Below are 23,018 nucleotides of genomic sequence, written 5' to 3' on the forward strand. Positions count from 1 at the left end.
TAGACTAATGAGTTGTGCCAGAACCGGGGAACGCCGCAGGTAACTGGCGACCGCAGCTTGCACACCAGCGAGCTGGATCGTGGCGAAGTAGTAGGGAACAGTATGAGCGAGAACGAATCTCAGAACATAGGGAGCGACCAGGCAGCTGCCAACAACGCTCAGCAGGCCGCGCAGCCTTGGCAGGCAACTCCTTCGATACCGCAAGTAGCAGGTGGTGGGTGGGCAGCTCCTCAGATTGGCCAGCCTTCGAACTCCTCGGCTTGGGTAAACCCGACCCCAGCTTCGCCTTACGCAGCTCCTGGGCAAATGCCTTCTGACCCGTACCAGCAGACCGGGCAATCTAGCCAGCCTTGGCAGTCCGATTCGCAGGTTTCTAACTGGCAGATGCCCGCGCTAGACCAGTCACCGCTCGCTGCGACTAATGCTCCAACCAGCGCTCAGCCAGCAACACAGCCTTGGTCACCCAGCCCGGCAGTTCCTATGGATTCGGCTGCGCCCGCTGCTTCAAGTTTGCCCAATAGCTATGGCCAGCAGGATTCGACAACTGGTTCTTCGGCTGCTGATCAGGCATCTATTCAGTCAAATCAGTCAAATCAGTCAAGTCAGCTGAACCAGCCCTACCAGTCGGCCCAGTTCCAGCCTTCGAGCTATCAGTCAGATGCATATTTGGCCTCTGGTCTTGAGCCTTCGAGCCCAGCCCCAGCTGCTGTACCTAGCAATCCACTAGCCGAGAGCAAGCCCGAAGACCAGCAGTCTTATTCAATTCCTGCAACTGCTGCGCCGGCAACCCCTGCTGAATCATCCAATACTTACAGCGATAATGCTGCTTATTTTGGCGCTTACGCAAACCAGCTCGAAACGCATGCGAACTCTGCCGATGTGGCTTCGAAGCAGCCTCGCAGGGCCGAATCTGAGCCCAAGCAGGGAGCTTCTGTTGAGCAGGTTTCAAACTATGGCCAGCCTTCGGCAACGCCGGCATCATATCAGCCTGAGCAGACTCAAAGCAGCCAGCCTCAGCAGAGCCAGTTTGCTAATCCTGCAACGACTCAGCCTGCTTATGGTGTGACTTATGATTCCTACCAGCCAGTGCAGAACCAAGCTCCTGATATGCAGGCAGCTCAAACTCCCGGCCCTTCGGCAGACAATGCTGCGTCTATGACCGCGCCGGCTCTTGCTGCTCAATATGGGCAGGATGCTAACGCTCAGCAGGCCAATGTTCAGCAGTCTAACGCTCAGCAGTCTAACGCTCAGCAAACTAACATTCAGCAAACTAACGTTCAGCCAGTCAATGCTCAAGCGGCTCAACCGCAGCAGGGATTCCAGGCGGGTCAGCAGCCCAATCAACAGCAGCCGTACTCGGGTCAGCTTAATGGTCAGCAGCCAGCAGCTCAGCCTGCATACGGTCAGCCTGCTTACGGACAGATGCAGCCCGGTCACCCAGTCCAGGGCGCTTATGGCCAGCAGATTCCTCAGCAGAACGTGCAGCAAGCCATGTATATGGATCCTAACGCTGCGCCAGAGGCTGCCCGCAAGCCCCACAGTAAACTGGTTGCCGGTCTGCTGGGCATCATCTTGGGTGCTTTTGGTATACAGAACTTCTACTTGGGCAACACCGGCAGGGGCATGGCTCAGCTTATGATTTCTTGCATCGGTGCTTTCTTCTTCTTTATCGGCCCCGCAGTTTCATGGGCTTGGGGCATTGTAGAAGGCATTCTTATCTTGACCTCAAAGCCCGGCTCTGCCCGCCACCAAGATGCCTATGGGATTGAACTCACCGACTGAAAGCAGGCTGCATTAGGCAATGGAAGCAAGAACTCTGGGGAGATTTCGCGGCGAATGTAAGCTGACTGGCGGCAAGTTAGTGGCCGTTTCTGTCGAGCTTGAGCGGGTTCACGAGAGTCAAGTCAACATTGCCTCCTGCCGTATTGATGGTGATTTTTTCGTTGAGAGTGCGAGTGATCAGTTCGACCTGATTAAGGCCTTGGAAAGCTGTATTGAGCAGTTCAGTCTGCCAGTGCAGTGCCAGCAGGTGGAGAAAGCCCTCATTCAAGTGATTGCGCGCGATGCAGCCAGCGACCTTATCGGAGCCAGCGGGCGTACGATAGCCTTGGCCTTGTGCCGGGCCTTAGCTCAAGCGCCCGAAGCTGGCGAACTCGTAATGGGTGTGTGCGAACCAGCGCAGGGCTCGGAGCCCCGACTTCAAGGCAGTCAGCTGGTTATGCCGGCAGACATGAGCCCGCAACGCCGCGAAGACTTAGCTCGGCGCTGGCGGCAAATGCCCCTCCAGATTATCCTCGATACTCCGCGTCCACCAGCCGAGCAGTTGGCCCTCGATTTGGCGCTGGCTGAGGCTGTACAAGCAGGCATCCAACCGCCAACCTTGCGAGTGTGGCAGTGGAGCAGCCCAGCAGTGGTGATTGGACGCTTCCAGTCGCTCAGCAGTGAAGTTGACGTTGATCAAGCACACCAGCGTGGTTTTACTATTGTGCGCCGTGTGACCGGTGGGGGAGCCATGTTCGCCCAACCTAGCAATATCATCACCTACTCCCTCTACCTGCCAATCGCAGCGGTTCAGGGCCTCGATGCCAGCTGGACCTACCGCTTGTGCGACTTGTGGCTGGTTGAAGGACTTAATCGTTTAGGGATTCACGCCGGCTGGTCGGGAATGAACGATATCGCCTCCAGTCGGGGTAAAATCGGTGGAGCTGCCGAGCGACGCCTGCCTCCCAAGCAAGGCGAGAGTGGGGCTTTGCTCCATCACGACATGCTCTCCTACGACATTGATACCCAGGCCATGTTGCAAGTGCTTAAGGTCTCAGACGAGAAGATGCGAGACAAAGCCGTGCCCTCGGCACAAGCTCGTGTCGATCCCCTCAAACGCCAAACTAGCCTGAGTAAGCGCCAATTAGTAGAGGCGCTCGTGGCCTACATACCACAGCTGGCACCCCAAGCCCGGCTATCGAAGGTGAGTGCGAGCATAGAGCAAAAGGGGCAAGAATTGGCTGCCACACGTTTTGCTCGCGATGAATGGATAGCCGATATCGTATGATGGGAAAGGCAAAAATGTACAAGACCTAATGTCCGTAGAGAGTCTGAACGAACGCTCGGTAGGTGTGGGTGCATAATCACGTGTAAGCACGAGGGTCGAAGACGATGCTCGCTGAGAAAAGAAAGTTGGATGGTGGTGGTTCGTAAAGCTAACGACAGTCCCCAAGCGGACAGTGCTCTACTACAGACCGCGCTCTTCAAACAAATTCCAAGGCAAGAAGCCGACCAACTTTTGGGCGCACTCAAGGAGTACACACTGCCCAAGGGGTCGACTATTTTCCGTCAGGGAGACACCGACCACCGCATGTATTTGTTAGAGCGAGGTAGGGTCAAACTAGTTCGACAGTCCCCAGACCATCGCGTGCAGCTGCTCAGCATCCACGGCCGGGGCGAAATCATGGGCGAGATTCCGGTCTTTGATCCAAACGGTGGTCCTCGTACAGCTTCGGCAGTGGTCATGGTTAACGATTCCCAGGTGGCAGCCCTTGAACGCGAGGATCTCTTTGCTTGGCTCAATCATCATCCTCGCGTGGCTGTGGATATGCTCCAAGTCTTGGCAAACCGTATGCGTACCAACAATGAGCGCATCTCAGATTTAGTCTTTATGGATGTGCCGGCTCGCTTGGCTAAGACGCTCATAGATTTAGCCACCCGCTTCGGCGAGCCCTTCGAGAAGGGGCTGATGGTTCCTCACGACTTAACTCAGGAGGAGCTGGCTCAACTCGTGGGTGCTTCACGCGAGACGGTCAATAAGGCGCTCATGGACTTTTCCAACCGTAAGTGGATTTCTCGTAAAGGTCGCACCATCATTATTTACCATCCCGGTGCTCTGATTCGTCGTTCTCGCATGTAATACCGGGCGGCGAGGCTGTTGGTTGGCGTGGCGCGGTAGCGCTCGCAGGTAGAGCGGAAGTTCTAGAATGGATACTATGCCTGAAAACAAGAAGTCGATGACAGTCCACCGCTTTCTCACGCTCCTGCTGGCTTACCTGATTTTCTGTGTAGCTGGTGGCGTGGTAGTCTCTGGATTCCTCCTGCCCGGAGTATACGGGGTCAATGCTGTTGCCAACAACATGATGCCGAATCTCAGCGTTGACAATGTCGACTTCAACGTGAACGATTTGCCCCAACAGTCGCGCTTGTATGCCTCAGATGGCCACACGGTTATCGCGACTTTTTATGCGCAAAATCGTATCGTGGTGCCCCTTAACGAGGTCTCTGACACCATGCAGAAGGCTGTTGTGGCCCGCGAGGACCGCCGCTTCTTCGAGCATTCAGGCGTTGATACTCAAGGCGTTTTGCGTGCTTTCATCCAAACGTACGTGAAGCAGGGAGACACCCAGGGTGGTTCTTCCCTCACCCAGCAGTACGTGAAGAATGTGCTCATGAATCAGGCCGAGGAAGACAACGACCCGATTGCCGAATACCATGCGCGTGAAGAGACTATTGCCCGCAAGATGCGCGAGATGCTAATTGCTGTGCAGATGGAGAAGAAGTATTCCAAAGCCGAGATTTTGCAGGGCTACTTGAACATCGCCCAGTTCGGTACGAATACTTATGGTGTGGAGACCGCTGCCAAACGCTATTTTAATAAAGCTGCTAAAGATTTGGATGCGGGCGAGGCAGCGACGATTGCTGCTGTAACCAAGAACCCTGCCAAATTCGATCCTACTGTCGATATGCAGGCTTCTCAGGAGCAACGAAATATTGTGCTCGACCTGATGGAGCAAGAGGGCTATATTTCCGCGGCCGACCGAGATAAGGCCAAGGCCAAGCCTCTTGAGCAGATGCTCCACGTGCAGAACGTAGACGCGGGTTGCCAGGCGGCTGGAGACGCAGCCTTTTTCTGTGATTACGTGACCAAACAGATTATGAACTCTAAGGAGTTCGGCAAGACACAAGAGGCTCGCAACAAGCTCCTTAAAGAAGGCGGCTTGGATATTTACACAACTATGGATGTCAACGCCAATACGGCTGCCATGGACGCAGCTCGGGCCACTATTCCCGTCGACGATCCTTCGGGCTTCGAGGTGGCTATGGCTGCCATTAAGCCGGGTACCGGTGAAGTCCTTGGCTTCGGTCTTAACCGTATTTACGACGCTACCGAAAACTCTGGCGGCGGCACTCGTACTGCTATGAATTTTGCGGTAGACCAGGTAGATGGTGGCGGCTACGGCTTCCCCGAAGGCTCAACTTGGAAGCCCATCAACATGGTGGCTTGGATGAAGAATGGCAAGTCCATCAACCAGCCCCTGCGCACCACTACTTCGTACCCCAAGAGCTCCTTCAATTGCAAGACTGCTAGCGGTCAGGAATATGGCTTCGGCGGAGACAACTGGGCGGTTTCTAACTCCGGTGGCGGCACGGTCAATCCCGAGACGCCCTTGCAGGGGCTCGTGCGTTCCCATAACACCACTCAGGCTTCGATGGCCCAGCAAATAGGCTTGTGCTCGATTGCTGATACTGCAGCTGAGATGGGCTATCATAATTCGCCCCGCGACCAGATGGACGTGTATTCGGAGAGCTCTTTCCAGCCTTCCATGACGATTGGCTCCTCCAATTCTTCACCGCTGACTATGGCTAATGTCTATGCCACTATCGCAGCTAAGGGCGTGGAATGCTCGCCGATCGCCATTAAGAAGGTGACTGATAAGCGCAATAAGCAGATTCAGGTTCCCTCAGCCAACTGCCATCAGGCCATCGACCCTAAGATTGCTGAAACTACAGCTTACGCACTGAACCAGGGTGTGGTCCAGCCTGGCGGCGAGGCTTCGACAACCCAGCTTGACGGCGGACGCAAGACCTTCGCCAAGACTGGTACCCACGAAGACAAGTACATGCTTACCGGCGGTTTTGTGCCCCAGGTGGCTGCGTATGTGGCAGTGGGTAACGCTGAGGGGCAGGTTTCCTTCACTGGCAAGACCATCAACGGTGTATCTCGCGGCTCTTGGTACGGCATGTATATCGCTACACCCGCATGGAAGAAGTTCATGAACGACTACTTGGCGGCTGCAGGTATTCCTGCCGACAACAATTACGGTACCCCTGAGCCTAAGTATCTAGGGGCGGTACAGGCCACTCAGCAGCAGCCCGCTACGCCACAGCAGCAGGGCGCCCAGCCCCAGACTCCAGCTCAGCCGCAGGCTCAGACCCAACCACAGCAGTCGGCAACCCAGCCTCAGCCAGCCGCTCAGCCTCAGCCCGCAGCTCCGGCAGCTCCGGCCCAACACGAGTAAGGTTCAGCTGCGCAGTTACCAGCTGTAAAGAGAGCAACCATTACTTGATTGGAAATAGTTGGATTTTCGGTCTGAGACTTCGCCCGCAGCTCTTTGACATGCACGCGGCTTAGGGTTGCGTAGAATGAAAAGAGAGGCAATCTAGGGGGGCAGGCCTTGAGCTGGCGCAAGGAGTTTTGCTGTAGTCCGACCTGTTCGCAAGAGATGAAGGGGTGAATCTTGGCTGATTACAAGGCTTACGCCGCTATAGTGAGTGAGGTTGCTTCTGCTTGTGTATTGGGCAAGATGGTTCGGCCGCACACCAGTCTTCGCTCAGCTTCGGGGGCTCTCTTATGAGTGCTGAGGGGCTTGATCAGCAGCCCCCTTCTTCTGCTAGTAAACACGCTCAGCCCAAGCAGGAATCGCTGGCTCCTCAAGTTTTACTGGTGATGCCGACTTATAACGAGGCAGACAACATTGCCCTGACCATCCGGCAGATTCTACTGGCCTGCCCATCCGCAACCATCCTGGTAGTAGACGACGATTCTCCAGACGGCACCGGCCGCATTGCTGACAGGTTGGCCCAGTCAGACAAGCGAGTAGCGGTACTGCACCGGCAGGGGCCTCGCGGACTTGGCCCAGCCTATTTAGCCGGTTTTGCGTGGGGGCTCAACCGCGGCTTCGAGATTATCTGTGAGATGGACATGGACGGCTCCCACCGCCCTCAAGATCTGCCTCGGCTCTTGAGCGTCTTGGAGAACAGACCCCAGGTAGACGCCGTGATTGGCTCTCGGCGGGTGCACGGCGGTAAGACCGCTGGTTGGCCCTGGTATCGCGCCCTCATCTCCCGCGGCGGTTCTTGGTATGCCCGCCGGGCCTTGGGCCTGCATGTACGAGATGTTACGTCCGGTTTCCGGGCCTATCGTAGCTCGATACTGCGCCGGATTGATTTGAGCGCGGTTCATTCGTCTGGCTATGTTTTTCAAATCGACATGCTCCGCCAGATTCAAGCGGTGGGCGGCCGGTGCGTGGAAGTGCCCATCGTGTTTGTAGAGCGCCAGCGCGGGGCTTCCAAGATGGATACTGCCATCGTTGTAGAGGCTATGGTCCGGGTGAGTCGCTGGGGCTTGCAACGGGTGGGCAAGTTCTTCCGGGCTCGACCTGCACGCTAGGCCTTGTGCATTTACATCGTTGTTTTAAACATTGAATCGTTTGCATGTGCATTCTTAGTATAGTCGGGTCGCCCAGTTTGCACAGGAGAATAGGCGCATCATAGGGCGATTGTTTCCTCTGCTACTATGGATTCATCTCACTTTCCAGTCGCCTTGCATATTTGGGCGAATGTGTGCGATAATGTTCGTATGATTTCTTCGCAACGGCAGCATCTCATCCTCAACAGGCTACGTACCCGGGGTGCAGTGCGCATCACGGCCCTGTCTAAAGAGCTGGGCGTATCTGCTATGACCATCCGCCGAGACATCGCAGACTTGGCTGATAAAGGTCTGCTCAAGCGAGTCCATGGCGGCGCAGTCACCACCTCCTCCCTCTTAGCTGAGCCTCTCTTCTCGGTGAAGTCGCAGATGGAGATGGGCCTCAAAGACGTTATCGCTCGCCGGGCTGTTTCTTACGTCTCGCCTGGAGATGTTATCGCTATCGGTGGCGGTACCACTGCCTACGTATTTGCCCAGCATCTCCTAGAATCGCGCCAGTGTGAGGGCATCACAATCCTCACTAATTCGATTCCGGTGGCTGAGCTGGTCCAAGCTATGGAGAGCAAGGAAGTCGAAGTCATCGTGACCGGCGGCGTCATCACCCGGTCCAATTCGCTCGTAGGCCCCATCGCAGACAAGGTTGTGGCCTCCCTGCGTGTCAATACCGTCTTTTTGGGCACTCACTCGGTTTCCATTCCTCGCGGCTTCCTCATGCCCAACTCCCTTGAGGCGGCTACTGATATGGCGCTCATGTCGATTGCCGACCGCACTATCATTTTGACGGATCACACCAAGTGGTCCTGCACCTCGCTTTCCCTCTTCGCTTCTTTTGACCAAGTAGACACAGTGGTGACCGACGATGGTCTCGACCTGCCTGCCGTCGAAGAAACTAAGTCCCTAGTGCGCGAACTCGTGCTTGCGCCCTCGGGAGAAGTGGGAGACGCTGCAGTAGACGCAAGCGTTGAGCAGGAGTAGCTGCTCGCGCCAAGAAATAGGAAGGGAAGTTCTGATGAGCCAAAGCGGGCAAGAACAACCGACGCAATACCATACCGAGCATTACCGGCCAGGAGCATACGCGGCTGATCATATCCGCATCACGCCGACCACCTTGGCTGATGGCCGCCAGTTCTTTTACTTCGACGACGATCCGGCCTATGTGAGTGGTGCTAAGACGCGCGAATTGCACGATCCGCGCCCCCTAGCAGACCGCTTTGGGCCCGGAGTTGATACCCAAGGAAACCCTGTGGCCCCCCAAGCCCCGCAAATGCGCCGCGACCCGCTGACCGGCGACTGGATTCCTATGTCCACGGCTCGCATGAACAGGCCCATTACCGCAGGGCCGGGTGCTACGGCAAGCGGTAATCCGCTGGCTGTCCGCAAGCCCGGCAATCCCTACCAAGACGGCGAAGTGCCCGACACGGATTACAACGTTGTAGTGTTTGAGAACCGCTTCCCCTCCATGATGCAGGTGCCAGGACTCAAGCTCTCAACCTCTTACGTGGATGGCAACCAACTGTGGCCCGTACGCGAGGCCAACGGGCGCTGCGAAGTAGTGTGCTTCGACCCCGACGAGCACTCTCTGCCAGCCCAGCTGTCGGTTAAACGCCTGCGCACCGTAGTGGAAGCCTGGGCCTTCCGCACCGCCGAACTCTCTGCACTCGAAGGCATCGAACAAGTCTTCCCCTTTGAAAATCACGGGCAAGAAATCGGCGTGACCTTGGCCCACCCGCACGGGCAAATCTATTCTTACCCCTTCGTGGCCCCGCGCATGGAAGCCGAGCTCAAGCAGACGCAGACCTACCACGAGCGCACCGGCGGCAACCTTCTCGAAGATATTCTGGCCGCCGAACTAGAAGCGGGGGAGCGTATTGTTATGCGCAACTACTCGTGGGTGGCGTATGTGCCCGCTGCTGCCCGCTGGCCGCTCGAAGTTCACGTGGTGCCAGTGCGAGACGGCATTTTGACCATCGACCAGCTCAACGACCAAGAGCGCTGGGATCTAGCCGAAATCTACTCAGCCCTGCTCAAGCGCGGCAATGCCTTCTTCGACAAGGGCGACGGCAAGGGTATGGACCTGCCCTACATTTCCGCTTGGCATCAGGCGCCGGTTCACGACGAGCGCAGGGCCAACTACCGCCTCAACTTGCAGTTCTTCTCCTTGCGCCGAGATGCAAATAAAGTCAAGCACTTGGCCGGGTCAGAGTCGGGCATGGGAGTGTGGATATCCGATACCACGCCAGAACTGATAGCCGCTCGCTTCCACGAAATCGGCCCAGTTGACATAGCCCAAGCCTAGGGGAGTCGAAGTCAAGTCTGACGCAAAAGATAAGTAGCAAACTGCCGACTCGCAACCGGTCCGGCAGCATGCAAAATAGCCATGTACGCAGCAAAGGAGCCCAGCATGAGCACCGTCGAATTTGTGGAAGCGCTCTCCACCGGCGCTAAGGGCCAAGGTGCCCAAGAAGCCGCCGCCCTCTTTACCAAGACCTTCGGCCAAGCACCAAGCGGAGTCTGGTCGGCCCCGGGGCGAGTCAACTTAATCGGCGAGCACACCGACTACAACGCTGGCCTTTGCCTGCCCATAGCCTTGCCCCACCGCACTTTTATAGCCCTGAGCCCGCGCGAAGACACACAAGTGCGCATTATTTCGTCGTTCGACCCCTCCAAGAGCGAGCATGCCGAGCTGAGTGGGCTGCAGGCTGGCGGCGTGACGGGCTGGGCCGCATACCCGGTTGGTGTGGCTTGGGCCCTGCGCCAGGTCGGCTTTGACCAAGTGCGCGGCTTCGATGCTGCCTTCGTGTCCAGCGTGCCAGTAGGCTCCGGACTTTCCTCGTCTGCTGCCATGACTTGCTCCACGGCTCTCGCTCTCGACGATGTGTATGGCCTAGGCTTTGGCGGCAGCGACCAAGGCCGACTAAGGCTGATAGAAGCGGCCATCAAGTCCGAAAACGATATGGCGGGCGCTTCAACCGGCGGCATGGACCAGTCGGCTTCCATGCGCTGCCAAGAGGGCCACGCCATTTTGCTTGATTGCAGGCCCGGCTTGAGCGCTCTAGAATCGGTCAAACAGGTGGCTTTCGACCTGCAATCTAAGGGCTTAGAGCTGCTAGTGCTCGACACCCAAGCCTTCCACCAGCTCAACGACGGCCAGTATGCGGCCCGCCGAAAGTCTTGCGAAGATGCCGCCGCCGCGCTGGGCGTAGACAACCTGCGCGTGGTAGCTGACCAAGTAGCGGCTGCCAGCAATCCCCAGCAGGCCCTCCAAGAGGTCATAGCTAAGCTCAGTGACCCAACCCAGCGCAAGCGAGTTCGCCATGTTATCACCGAGATTGGGCGCGTGGGGGAGTTCATTGAAGCCTTCGACGCTGGCGATATTGAGCGTGCCGGAGAACTCTTCGACGCTTCGCACGATTCCCTGCGCGACGACTACGAGGTTACCGTGCCCGAACTCGATACGGCGGTCGAAGTGGCCCGGGCCAATGGTGCCTACGGCGCTCGCATGACCGGCGGCGGCTTCGGCGGCTCCATCATTGCTCTGGTCAGCGAGGGCCAAGCCAAGCCCCTAGCCGAGCAGATTGCCCAAGAGTTCGAGCGCAAAGGATTCCACCAGCCCCGTGCCTTAGCAGCCCTGCCATCTTCTTCGACAGCTCGCGAAGCGTAAACCCCAACCTGCCGGGCCTGCCAGCGCAGCACGGCCCGGTTTTGCTTACTTTACTTACTTGCCGCCTGCGAAGTTCAGCTGTCGCCAAGCCTCATAAATCGCAATCGAGGCGCAATTGGTCAAGTTGAGCGAGCGCAGGCTAGGCCTCATAGGCAGCCGCACCTGCTCAGCCACGTGCGGCCCGCCCATAATCTCCATAGGATCGGGAATATCGCCGGGCTCAGGGCCAAAGAGTAAGATGTCGTTAGGCTTGTATTCCACCTCGGTGTAGAGCTTGCTCGCATGCGCGGTAAAAGCAATAATGCGCGAATCGGGCATAGTCTCAACTAAGTTATCGAAGTTGGGGTGGAGCACCACGTGGGCCATGTCGTGATAATCCAAGCCCGCCCGGCGCAGCTTCGTATCTTTCAAATTAAAGCCCAGCGGCTCCACCAAATGTAGAATCGTGCCCGTCACAGCGCACAAGCGGATGGCCGAACCCGTGTTGCCAGGAATGCGTGGCGAGTAGTAGCACAAGTGGGGAGTAGACGTAACCTGCTTGGCCGCATCCTCCGCTTTCATCATCGCATCGGTCACCGCAATAGGATTGCCATGCGCATCCGTCACCAGCTCGTCGGGCCCATACCCAGCCTTACGATACCCATACTCATACATAGCCTGCACGCCCTCGGCCGCAGATCCTTCTTCAACATGTTCGCTCATAGCACTAACCTAACCTCGTCAAGCGACAGGCGAACTAAAGTCAGGCGTTTGGCCCACAATAGATGGACTATGACACAGGCAAAGATTGAGACAGCCAGCTTCGGCCGGGCGCACCGGGCTTTGGGGGCTTGGTGGGAGCAGTATGCTCGGGATTTGCCTTGGCGCTTTGGGCGGTCGACCCCTTGGGGGGTGCTGGTTTGCGAGGTTATGAGCCAGCAGACGCAGATGAGCCGGGTGGTGCCGTATTGGCAGGATTGGATGCGAATGTGGCCTGATGCGGCCGCGCTCGCCAATGCTTCCGCAGCCGAGGTGATTACTGCTTGGGGGAGGTTGGGATATCCCCGCCGGGCCCTGCGGCTCAAGGAGTGCGCAGTCCAAGTGCGCGACCGCTTCAACAATGAGCTGCCACAAACATACGATGAACTCATTTCCCTGCCCGGAATTGGTGACTATACGGCCAGCGCGGTGCTCTCTTTTGCCTATGGCCAGCGCGTGCCTGTGCTCGACACGAACATCCGTCGCGTACTTACCCGCGTATTCGCAGGCGTGGAATCGCACGGAGGCTCCACCAAGCCCCAAGACCGCGAACTGGCGCAAGAGGCCCTGCCCGAGGGTGCTGAGGCGGCTGCGGTGTGGAATCAGGCCACTATGGAGCTGGGTGCCTTGGTTTGCATGGCCAAGTCTCCCGCCTGCCAGGAGTGCCCGCTGTGCGATATGTGCGCTTTCCTCGCAGCTGGGCGGCCCGGGCTAGGGGAGGGGCGTACTCGTCCTCGACAGAGATTCCAAGGCACGGATAGGCAGGTGCGCGGTATTGTCCTAGCGGCCCTGCGCCCGCTGGATTCGGGCCAAACGCTGCCAAAAGAGCAGGTCGACGAGCTCTGGAGCGACGCAGCACAGTTGGGGTCTTGCTTGGCTTCGCTCGACGAAGATGGTCTCATAGAGATTGAGCCGGGCGGAGCTATCCGTTTGCCCCGGTAAGCGGCTAGAATAGGGCAGTATGGCGAAGAGGAATATTAGCGAACAGCAGCGCAAGGTCTACCGTAGGCGGCGCATTGTTGCCCTGCTTATCGCGGTCTTGCTCGTGGCGGGCTTGGTGTGGGGCATCGCTGCGGGCGTGCGTTCGCTCAACCGCTGGCGGGGAGACAACACTAGCTCGACTGCTTCGAATAGTGCGCGTACCGCTGCGCCTGCGCCTACTCCCTCTTCAAGCGCCAGCAGTAGCAAGCGCGTCTCGAAGAAGCTACCGGTCAAGCCCTCGCCGAAGCCTACGGAGACCAAAAAGGCGAGCGTGCCCAACTGCGGTTCTTCCAACACTGAGCTAAAACTCACGGCTCCGGAGCCCACAACTACCGTGGGTGGATACATTGAATTCACTGCCGTAATCGCCCACAAGGGTACGGACTCCTGCCTTATCGACGCTTCCAACGATTCGCGCGTGCTAGTCATCACTTCCGGCGACCAAACCATCTGGCGCTCCGACTCCTGCCCAGTTGACAACCGCCTCCTGCTCATGGCCCAAGGCGACCATGACGACCAGCCTCTGCGTTGGAATGCCAACTCTTCGGGTGCCCAATGCCTCTCCGACCAAAGCCTCCCGCGAGTTAACCCCGGCACCTACAAGGCCCAGCTCATCCTCAAGTCCAACCCCAAAGTCACCTCCGAAGTAATCCCTCTCATAGTCCAGTAGCTACTTTTTCTTTTTTTGCACTCGTAATCTATGCCTTGCATACTTGACTCTTTTTGGGATTATAATCAAAGGTATGCCGTGCAATGATGCCAGCAGGAGCCGCGCATCAGGGGCAGTTATCTTCGACCAAGGAGGATGGAAGACATGAGAAAGACAACTTATTTAGGACAGGTATCGCTGCTGGCGGTGGTTTGTGCAATGGCGGTGAGTGCGGGACTACTTTCTGGCACTTCGTGATTAGCAATGGCATCGGGCAATGATTAAACGCTCGACAACCTACAAAATGAATTGGTTGGCGAGCCCAATACGCGCAATGATATGACAGTGGCGGCCATTATAACTAGTACCGAGTAGGACATTGAAGCCCGAGTACTCAGCAAACTCACGCTCAACAACTCACAATACTTATTTAGTGACTTACCTAATTGGGCTACAGATTCCGCTCGGCTCAATGACACGGCTGACAACATCTTGCGAATGGCCACGATTTACCAGACTCCGGATTCGAGTTATTATCACAGCAGTGAGCTCAAAAGTCAGATTGTGGAAGCATGGACTTGGTTTACTGCACGCGCATATACGGTTCCCACGAGAATCTATGGCAATCGGTGGCATTTTGAGATAGGCATACCGATAGATTTCGTTAAGATACTCGACTTCACTCGTGATTGTTCGAACACCCAGCAGGGTGCAAGACTTTCAAACTATTTTTAAGCGTTTCCTGCCTAACCTGCAAAAGTGTCTCAATGGGAGTATCTGAGACGGGTGCTAACTCACTCGACAAGTGTTATGTCAGCTTGGTGATGGGGCTTGAATCCGACGATTCCGCCCAGCAATCGCAGGAATTGTCGTCAATGGGAGCGGCCTTTGCTCTTGTGACACAGGGCGACGGGTTTTATACAGATGACTCTTTTGCGCAGCACGGCACAGTTCCATACAACGGCGGCTATGGAGCCGTGTTACTGGGCAAGGTCGCAAGTTTGGCCAACATGTTCCAAGGTAGTGCGCAGCTGGAATCCATCTCATGGCTCAAATCTGTCTATCAATACTTGGACAACAGGTTTTTGCCTCTGATGTATCATGAGCAGCTTATGGATATGACTCGCGGCAGGGGAGTGTTTAGGGCAGCTGCCAAAAGTGCGCTTTCAGGTAAATACGTGCTAGTATATTTTGCCACTATTAGTCAAGGCAATTCTGACGCAGCCTACCGAAACAAGTATTTGAGCTATATCAACCCAGTTCTCAATGCTGCCGGCGATTTGGGACAGTACTATCAGGGGGGGGCGGAGCGCTCTGCGTGTAGGCTGCCGACCATCCTTACAACGACGGCTACTGGCCCACCGTTGATTCCTCTGCTCTCGAAGGCATCACCGCAGACCACAAAATGGGCAGGCTCATTAACTGGCATAATTATGCAAATACTGAGTCTTGGGCCGGTGGTGTTTCCGATGGCGTCAATGGCGTTGCTTCACTTTTCGAATCCATGAATGGCGTAACCGGCAGCCCGCTCAAGGCAAAGAAAAGTGGGTTCTTCTTGGGAGATACTATCGTAACTTTGAGCGCAGGTATCAATTCTAGCGATGCCAACAATCAAGCGGAAACTGCTGTCTTGAACCGCAAATTGAACGCAAACGGCCAGCAAACTTTCCTAGTAGATGAACAGGAGATATCCGCAGCGCAGACCTTGCAAAATCCCCGTTGGGCACTGCTTACCGGCTCGGATAGTAGCAGTAATCTGGGTGTGAGCTTCCTTTCAGATGCAAGTGTAAATGCCCAAAAACAGAGCGGAACTGGTTCTTGGTAACAAATTAACACTACTGAGAGTCCGCTTGCCTACGCCAGCCTCATGGTTGAGCATGGCAAGGCCCCCTCCGCAAGCACATAAGCGTATGTGCTTGCGGAGGGGAGCTAGCCAAGCAGACATGGTGGTTCAAAGTAGCGCTCCCAGTATCCAAGTGCTCAAAAATGACGAAAACCAGCAGGCTATCCCTTGTAAGGTGTAACTTCAAAACGACCATGCCTCAAGCAATTCGTGCTTGCTGCCGCTGATCCCCAATCAGTGAAACGGGCTGGTACTTCTCAAATGCGAGTGAGGTTACAATGTTCATAAGCAAATAGTGGACCTATGTACAAATCGAATTACCTTGGCGCAGCCTCACCTAAACAAGTCGTCTTAGTGTTTTGTTTTGTGGGTATGTGGTTGTTCCTCTTCCTGCGATGGATCATGTTTGCTGTAAAGGCGAGGCTGGCGCTGAGTGTGAGGGTGAGGGCAAGGCTGCCGCTGATGCGTTGGAGTGGTATTGTTCCGGCGCTGGGTAGTGTGTAGTGGTAGGTGAAGGGGAGTATGTAGTTGGGTTGGTCATAGGTTCCTAGCTTCCAGTGGATGGTGCTGGTGGTTTGGCCGGGGTTGCCGGCTGGGCTGGTGGCTTGCCAAGTGTTACTGGCGGTGTCCCAATGGGGTGTGTCTGGTGTGTTTGTGGTGCCTATGGTGAGCGCTGTGACAGTGAGAGCTTGTGTGGCTTGGGCTTGTGTGGGTTGACTGTGCTGATTGGTGTCGCTGCTGCCTTGTCCGAGTTGGCCTGCTGTGTTGGCTCCCCAACTGTAAACTTGCCTGCTGTTGGTGATCGCGCTCGTGTGATTGCGTCCGGCTGTGATACGGGTCATGGTTGGTAAAGCGTTGATGGTAGTGATGTCGAGTGGTCTGGTGGCTTGAGTCACGCCCGTATTGTTGTTGCCGAGTTGGCCGCTAGTATTGACTCCCCAAGTGTGTACGTGTCCGTTGGTGGTGAGCGCTATGGAAGTGTGCTCTCCTGCTGCGAGTTGGCTGATGCTAGAGGGGAGAAACCCGGCTGCGCTCAAGTCTGTGGGTGTGCTGCGACTGGTGGTGGTACTGTCTCCTAGCTGGCCGTGCTGGTTATCGCCCCATGAGTACGTGTGCTGGTCTTGGCTCAGGGCGAGTGAGTGAGTGCTACCAGCCGTTACTTGGGCAATGGTAGCGGGTAGGGCTCCTGTTGTGGTGAGGTCAACTGGACTGGGTTGCGCGGTATCAGTGCCCAGATTGGTGTTGGTGCCGAGCTGACCATACTCGTTAGCTCCCCACGAATAGGCGTGACGGTCGCTACTGACGGCTAGAGCGTGGCGGCTGCCAGCACTGATAGAACGAATCGTGGTAGGTAAACTACCAGCAGCGCTCACGTCAGTGGGCAGGCTATTAGGGGTAGTGGTGCCAGCGTTAGTGGTAGTGGCGAGGGTGCCGTATTGGTTGGAACCCCATGTGTAGAGATGGCCATCACGAGTAAGGGCTAGTGAATAATCATCACCGGCTGCCAATTGCATAATGGTAGAGGGTAGTCGACCGGTGTTGGTTAAGTCGATGGGAGTGTTCTGGTCTGTACTAGTACCGTTTCCTACTTGTCCTTGAGTGTTTGCTCCCCATGCGTAGACGTGGTGGTCGCTGCCTAAAGCGAGTGCGTGTGAACTACCGGCTGCTACTTGTAAGACGCGTACCGTATCGGGTAGGTGCACGCGTGAAGGCGAAGGATGGGCTTGCATGTCTGCGCTACCCGAGCCGAGCCTGCCGTGTTGGTTGGAGCCCCACGAGTATGCGTTGCCATCAGAGCCGATCGCTAGCGTGTAATCCTGGCCCGCGGACAGGGACGAATACGTGATAGTGTGCGGCGCGACTGGAGCAGACACCGATAAGCTCACCCCACCTTGGGAAGGACTATGAGCCGGGTAAAGCTTAAACGCATACTCCTCCCAACCCGCAGTCAAAGTCATACTCGAAGTAACTGGTTGAGAAAAATCCCACGGCTCGCCCGTATCGGTGTACCAGCCGGTGAACCAGTGATGCTCCCATACCGGGGTGGTAGGCCAATCCAGTGTTTTGCCACTGTCCTCCTCACGCTGCTGGTCTGGCGGGGCGGTACCGGGAGCGCCGCCCAAATCGAACTTGACGGTGTAGAGGTCGAGGTAATAGAGCTGGTAGGTTTCACTGGGCTGAACACCGAGTCCGACCAGACTCCAATCCACTTTAATATCAACCGTCGTACCCGGAGTACCAGCAGGTGTTTTACCTGACCACGCATAGGTTGTAGCATCCTTCACTCCACTAGCAACAACCCCATCAATAGTGACTTTATCAATGCCAATAGCACCACCCACACGAGTCGGAATTGTTCGCATCGTGGTGTCGCCAACGCCTAGTTGTCCGTAGTTATTCAAACCCCATGCATAAGTATTCCCGTCATCTCCGATGGCGAACGAGCTCCAATTCTTTGCTGCGATGCGTGTGAATTTGACTCCTTTCGGCATGGTTACTTGAACAGGCGTTGCTGCTGCTGCGCCTGATGGGACGCTGCTGCTGCCAAGACCGCCCCATAAGTTTCTACCCCAAGCATAGATTTTATTGTCGCTGCCAATAGCGAGAGTGTGCCAAGCACCTCGTACCAAACTCGTGATCGATACTCCCGCTGGCATTAGTGGAGAAGCAGCAACAGGTGTAACCCAATTGACGGTTTCTGATGTATTCATATAACCATTTCCAGGTTGCCCCCATTGCGGGGCCCCCCAGACATAAGTGACACCATTGCTGGCTGTAGCCATTGCGGTGTGCCCACTGGCCACTGCATTTGTCCAACGATACCCACTTGGAGGATTTACCGGCGAAGCGGTTGTTACATAAAGATAAATGCCTGCAGTGCCATTTCCGATTTCACCATTTCGGTTTGAACCCCATTCATAAATGATTCCATCATTTCCAAGGGCCATGGAAAAGAATCCCATAGCGCTGATGCTGGTGATTCTAACTGTGCTGGGAATACCCACGACTGGTGTAGGTCTAAGCCGTTTAATAGTATCTCCGACCCCGAGTTGTCCGTTACCTTGATGCTCGAGTTCATCACTGTTGTCATTGTTGCCCCATGCATATACTTTGCCATTGTCTGCTAAAGCGATGTTATAGTCGTCTCCGGCAGCAATACTGGTAAATTTAGCAACTCCGGCAGTAGGGGGGACCAACGTTGGCACCAACCTATCAGTTGTATCTCCTAATCCCAATTGCCCCTTGTCGTTACGACCCCATGCCCAAATATTTCCGTTGCTGTCAAGAGCAATTGAGTGTTCATAGTACGCACAGTTTATTTGGACAAATTTGACGCCGACTGGCATTTTTACGGGAACAGGTTTTATCTGGTTAACCGTAGTTCCTGTTCCCAGCTGACCTCGTTGATTACTGCCCCATGCGTAGGCATTGCCTGTTTCGTCAAGCGCTAAGGTGTGAGTATAGCCGCCTTGAACATCAGTAAAATTAACGCCCGCTAATGTAAATGGGCTAATGGTGAGGTCTGCGCGGCCTGAGGCTGTGGTTCTCTTGGGGTTGACGCGGAAGTGGGGTGACGCGGGGTCAGCGTGTGCGGTTTGGGCTAGTTGAATAGCCCCCCCCCCCAAGGACAATCAGAGTTAGTGCTAGCACAGCCGCGCTGGCAGAGTGTAAACGACGCATGGTAATAATCCCCTACAACATAAGTTATCGATTCAAAACTGCTACCTGCGCCTGGGCGCTGCGGCCTGCCCAACTCCGGTTCCCCAACGGTCAACTGGACTCACAGTTTTGGCTATTTGCTTTAACTCTAGCATTATTCCTTACGTATTTGTAACTGGAAATAGCTCTGGCGCAAGTTGGGGGAGGAGTGTGGGGTTTCGTGGGCATTTTTGCTGCTTGCGTAATGGGGCGGGAGGTGGTATGGTTGAGAGTTCGTATGAGGTGTGTCATATAGCGGGCATGCGTCATAGAGGAAGCGCCCGCGTATTGGCATATAGTGGCTATTGAAGGCGTTTGCTCTGGGGTTACGCACACAAGCAAGAATTATCGAATACGGCGAACGATAAGGAAAGTCCATTTTGGCTGCCACTAAAGCTGCAAAAAGTAGTACTAAAGTTCAAGCTCGCGCCGACGAAGCAGCAATCAAGCTGCACAAGGCCTCCGACCGCGTCAACTTCGGCTCTATTAAAGAGCCCATCGACGTGCCCTACCTGCTCGGCGTGCAAACCGATAGCTTCGATTGGCTTATCGGCAACGAACGCTGGAAGCGCAAGGTTGAGGAAGATGAGGCCAACGGCACTAACATCACCCCTCACACCTCTGGCCTAGCTGAGGTCTTCGAGGAGATCTCACCTATCGAGAACTTCGCTCAGACCATGAGCCTGACCTTCTCCGACCCTTACTTTGAAGAGCCCCGCCACACGGTGCAGGAGTGCAAAGAGAAGGATTACACCTACTCTGCGCCTCTCTACGTGAACGCTGAGTTCGAGAACGGCGAGACCGGCGAAATTAAGAGCCAGACCGTCTTCATGGGCGACTTTCCCTTGCAGACGCCTCACGGCACCTTCATCATCGGCGGCACCGAGCGCGTTATCGTAACGCAGCTGGTGCGCTCTCCCGGTGTCTACTTCGACCGTACGCCCGACCGCACTTCCGACAAGGAAGTATTCGGCGCCAAGATTATTCCTTCGCGCGGCGCATGGCTTGAGTTCGAGATTGACAAGCGCGATATGCTGGGTGTGCGCGTAGACCGCAAGCGCAAGCAGTCCGCTATCGTCTTCCTGATGGCCATCGGCATGTCTAAGGCCGAGATTCGCAAGGCTTTCAAGGGCTACCCGCTGGTGCTCGACGCTCTCGACAAGGAGCCTATCGAGACTCAAGACGAGGCTCTGACCGACCTGTACCGCAAGATTCGCCCCGCAGATGCAGCTTCGCCCGAGGCTGGCCGCAACCTGCTGGAGTCCTTCTACTTCAACACTAAGCGCTATGACTTGGCGCGCGTGGGTCGCTACAAGATCAACCGCAAGCTGGGCTTGGAAGCCGATTTCAACGATCGCAGCCTCCACGCCGAAGACATCGTGGGCACCATTAAGTACTTGATGACCTTGCATGATGGCGGCAAGACCTTTACCGGCAAGCGCGATGGTGAAGACGTTGAGCTGCGCGTAGACGTAGACGACATCGACCACTTCGGAAACCGCCGCGTGCGTCAGGTGGGCGAGCTGATTCAAAACCAGCTGCGTACCGGCCTGAGCCGCATGGAGCGTGTGGTTCGCGAGCGCATGACTACTCAAGACGCTGAGGCCATTACCCCCCAGTCCTTGATTAATATTCGCCCCCTGAACGCGACTATCAAGGAGTTCTTCGGAACTTCTCAGCTCTCGCAGTTCATGGATCAGAACAACCCGCTCTCCGGTGTGACCAACAAGCGCCGCCTCTCGGCCCTAGGCCCCGGCGGTCTTTCTCGCGACCGTGCTTCCATGGAAGTGCGAGACGTGCACCCCTCTCACTACGGACGTATGTGCCCCATCGAGTCTCCTGAAGGCCCTAACATCGGCTTGATTGGCTCGCTGGCAACCTTTGCTCGCGTGAACCCCTTCGGCTTCATCGAGACCCCCTACCGCAAGGTAGTCGACGGTCAGGTGACCGATGATGTGATCTACATGACCGCTGATCAAGAGGGCGAGCACACCATCGCTCAGGCTAACCAGGAGCTCACCGACGACGGCCACTTTGTGGACTCGCAGGCTCTGGTTCGTAAGGCTGAGGAAGAGGCAGTCGATGTGCCTATCGACGAAGTTGACCTCATGGATGTGTCCCCACGCCAGATGGTTTCCGTAGGTGCTTCCTTGATTCCGTTCTTGGAGCATGACGAGGGCCACCGTGCACTCATGGGTACCAACATGCAGCGTCAGGCTGTGCCGCTGATCAAGTCCGAACGCCCCTTGGTGGGTACCGGCTCCGAATGGCGTTCCGCTGTAGATTCTGGCGACGTGATTGTGGCCGAAAAGCCGGGCGTAGTCATCTACGTCTCCGCCGACATGATTCGCGTAATGAACGACGACGGCACGCAGTCCTCCTACCGCTTGGCTAAGTTCCAGCGCTCCAACCAGACCAACTGCTACAACCAGGTGCCTCTGATTAAGAACGGCGAGCGCGTGGAAGCTGGCACGGTCATGGCAGATGGCCCCGCCACTCAAAAGGGCGAAATGGCCTTGGGTAAGAACGCGCTGGTCGCCTTCATGCCTTGGAACGGCTACAACTACGAGGATGCTGTGATTATCTCCCAGCGTCTGGTTCGCGACGACACTCTCTCCTCCATTCACATCGAGGAATACGAGATTGATGCCCGCGAAACCAAGTTGGGTGCCGAAGAGATTACTCGGGATCTGCCCAACGTGGGCGAGGATGCAGTGGCCAACCTCGACGAGCGCGGCATTATCCGCATCGGCGCTGAGGTTGAGGCCGGCGACATCTTGGTCGGTAAGGTCACTCCTAAGGGTGAGACCGAGCTGACCCCTGAGGAACGCTTGCTGCGCGCCATCTTCGGTGAGAAGAGCCGCGAGGTGCGCGACACCTCTCTGCGTGTGCCTCACGGTGAGATTGGTACCGTAATCCAGGTCAAGGAAATCACTCGCGAAGAGGCCGAGGAAGACGGCGACGAGCTGCCCAACGGCGTGAATCGCATGATTCGCGTATACGTGGCCCAGCACCGCAAGATTACTCAGGGCGATAAGCTCTCGGGTCGTCACGGCAACAAGGGTGTTATCTCGCGCATTCTGCCCGAGGAAGACATGCCCTTCTTGGCAGACGGTACTCCGGTCGACATCATGCTCAACCCCTTGGGTGTACCTAGCCGAATGAACTTGGGCCAGGTGCTCGAGCTGCATTTGGGCTGGATTGCTCACGCTGGCTGGGATATTAGCTTGGATCCTGACATGGAAGCCGAGTGGAAGAAGTACGTGCCCCAGGGCGCGGAGAAGGGCGAGCCGGGCACTCCGGTGGCTACTCCCGTGTTCGACGGTGTGCGCCCCGAAACCATTCGCGGCCTGCTCAAGTCCACCCTGCCCGACCGCGATGGCAACAAGCTTGTGGGAGACAACGGCAAGGCCCAGCTCTTCGACGGCCGCACCGGCGATCCCTTCCCCAAGCCAATCTCCGTGGGCTACATGTACATGCTCAAGCTCCACCACTTGGTTGACGACAAGATTCACGCTCGCTCCACTGGTCCTTACTCCATGATTACTCAGCAGCCGCTGGGCGGAAAGGCTCAGTTCGGCGGTCAGCGCTTCGGCGAGATGGAGGTGTGGGCACTTGAGGCTTACGGTGCCGCTTACACCCTCCACGAGATGATGACCACCAAGTCCGACGATGTGGACGGCCGTGTGCGCGCTTACGGCGCGATTGTACGCGGCGAGAACCTGCCGCCAGCAGGCATCCCCGAGTCCTTCAAGGTCTTGCTCAAGGAGATGCAGTCTCTCTCCCTGAACGTGGAAGTCTTGAATGCAGAAGGCAATGTCATCGAGATGAAAGACGAGGAAGACGACCCCGTCGACGCATCCGGAGACTTGGGCTTCAATATTGGAGCTAGGCCAGACGCTTCTGCTAAGGCAGACCAGAGCGCGGCCGAGCCCGAATACCGCTAGGCGATAGCCAACATGGGTTGCTAGTG

15 protein-coding genes and 1 pseudogene are annotated in these 23,018 nt (G+C 56.2%); 14 read left to right on the forward strand and 2 right to left on the reverse strand.

All coding sequences use genetic code 11. The features are described from left to right. Positions 1-102: 102 nt before the first annotated feature. The 8 genes from R8377_RS01865 (at position 103) to galK (ending at position 11,135) form a co-directional block, all read left to right on the forward strand. Complete coding sequence (locus tag R8377_RS01865; protein WP_317643271.1) at positions 103-1,782, forward strand: NINE protein; 1,680 nt, start codon at positions 103-105, stop codon at positions 1,780-1,782. Between the two features lie 19 nt (positions 1,783-1,801). After that, positions 1,802-3,049, forward strand: a complete 1,248-nt coding sequence (locus tag R8377_RS01870) for a lipoate--protein ligase family protein (RefSeq protein ID WP_317643272.1) — start codon at positions 1,802-1,804, stop codon at positions 3,047-3,049. Between the two features lie 129 nt (positions 3,050-3,178). Beyond that, complete coding sequence (locus R8377_RS01875) at positions 3,179-3,901, forward strand: Crp/Fnr family transcriptional regulator (RefSeq protein ID WP_317643273.1); 723 nt, start codon at positions 3,179-3,181, stop codon at positions 3,899-3,901. 76 nt (positions 3,902-3,977) lie between these two features. Continuing rightward, positions 3,978-6,284, forward strand: coding sequence for a transglycosylase domain-containing protein (locus tag R8377_RS01880; protein ID WP_317643274.1), 2,307 nt, complete (start codon positions 3,978-3,980; stop codon positions 6,282-6,284). A 332-nt stretch (positions 6,285-6,616) separates the two neighbouring features. Next, positions 6,617-7,435, forward strand: a complete 819-nt coding sequence (locus R8377_RS01885) for a polyprenol monophosphomannose synthase (RefSeq protein ID WP_425605012.1) — start codon at positions 6,617-6,619, stop codon at positions 7,433-7,435. Positions 7,436-7,606: 171 nt separating this feature from the next. Then, positions 7,607-8,449 carry a DeoR/GlpR family DNA-binding transcription regulator gene (locus tag R8377_RS01890; RefSeq protein ID WP_317643664.1) on the forward strand — a complete coding sequence of 281 codons (843 nt, stop codon included), beginning with the start codon at positions 7,607-7,609 and terminating at the stop codon, positions 8,447-8,449. A 34-nt stretch (positions 8,450-8,483) separates the two neighbouring features. Further along, positions 8,484-9,770: a galactose-1-phosphate uridylyltransferase gene (galT, locus tag R8377_RS01895; protein ID WP_317643275.1), complete on the forward strand. Its 1,287-nt coding sequence runs from the start codon at positions 8,484-8,486 to the stop codon at positions 9,768-9,770. Positions 9,771-9,875: 105 nt separating this feature from the next. Further along, on the forward strand, positions 9,876-11,135 hold the full coding sequence (gene galK, locus R8377_RS01900) for a galactokinase (RefSeq protein WP_317643276.1): 1,260 nt from the start codon (positions 9,876-9,878) through the stop codon (positions 11,133-11,135). A 54-nt stretch (positions 11,136-11,189) separates the two neighbouring features. Here the strand turns inward: galK and R8377_RS01905 are convergent, their stop codons facing one another. Further along, on the reverse strand, positions 11,190-11,837 hold the full coding sequence (locus R8377_RS01905) for a tRNA (cytidine(34)-2'-O)-methyltransferase (protein WP_317643277.1): 648 nt from the start codon (positions 11,835-11,837) through the stop codon (positions 11,190-11,192). A gap of 69 nt (positions 11,838-11,906) precedes the next feature. On the opposite strand from R8377_RS01905, the gene R8377_RS01910 reads away from it, so the two are divergent. The 5 genes and pseudogenes from R8377_RS01910 (at position 11,907) to R8377_RS01925 (ending at position 15,328) form a co-directional block, all read left to right on the forward strand. Next, positions 11,907-12,815 carry an HhH-GPD family protein gene (locus R8377_RS01910; RefSeq protein WP_317643279.1) on the forward strand — a complete coding sequence of 303 codons (909 nt, stop codon included), beginning with the start codon at positions 11,907-11,909 and terminating at the stop codon, positions 12,813-12,815. 19 nt (positions 12,816-12,834) lie between these two features. Beyond that, positions 12,835-13,524 carry a hypothetical protein gene (locus R8377_RS01915; RefSeq protein WP_317643280.1) on the forward strand — a complete coding sequence of 230 codons (690 nt, stop codon included), beginning with the start codon at positions 12,835-12,837 and terminating at the stop codon, positions 13,522-13,524. A 357-nt stretch (positions 13,525-13,881) separates the two neighbouring features. Then, positions 13,882-14,238, forward strand: coding sequence for a hypothetical protein (locus R8377_RS07810; RefSeq protein WP_425605034.1), 357 nt, complete (start codon positions 13,882-13,884; stop codon positions 14,236-14,238). 32 nt (positions 14,239-14,270) lie between these two features. After that, positions 14,271-14,738 (forward strand): annotated as a pseudogene (locus R8377_RS01920) (hypothetical protein); the annotation flags it as partial. Positions 14,739-14,890: 152 nt separating this feature from the next. Further along, complete coding sequence (locus tag R8377_RS01925; protein WP_317643665.1) at positions 14,891-15,328, forward strand: polysaccharide lyase family 8 super-sandwich domain-containing protein; 438 nt, start codon at positions 14,891-14,893, stop codon at positions 15,326-15,328. Between the two features lie 335 nt (positions 15,329-15,663). Here the strand turns inward: R8377_RS01925 and R8377_RS01930 are convergent, their stop codons facing one another. After that, the gene (locus tag R8377_RS01930; protein ID WP_317643281.1) at positions 15,664-18,978 is read right to left on the reverse strand and encodes an RCC1 domain-containing protein; all 3,315 of its coding nucleotides are present in this window, start codon (positions 18,976-18,978) and stop codon (positions 15,664-15,666) included. A 447-nt stretch (positions 18,979-19,425) separates the two neighbouring features. Between R8377_RS01930 and rpoB the strand changes: the two genes are divergently transcribed. Next, positions 19,426-22,992 carry a DNA-directed RNA polymerase subunit beta gene (gene rpoB, locus R8377_RS01935; RefSeq protein WP_317643282.1) on the forward strand — a complete coding sequence of 1,189 codons (3,567 nt, stop codon included), beginning with the start codon at positions 19,426-19,428 and terminating at the stop codon, positions 22,990-22,992. Positions 22,993-23,018 lie beyond the last annotated feature (26 nt).

It is taken from the genome of Bombiscardovia apis, from assembly GCF_033095945.1.
Taxonomy (GTDB): Bacteria; Actinomycetota; Actinomycetes; order Actinomycetales; family Bifidobacteriaceae; genus Bombiscardovia; species Bombiscardovia apis.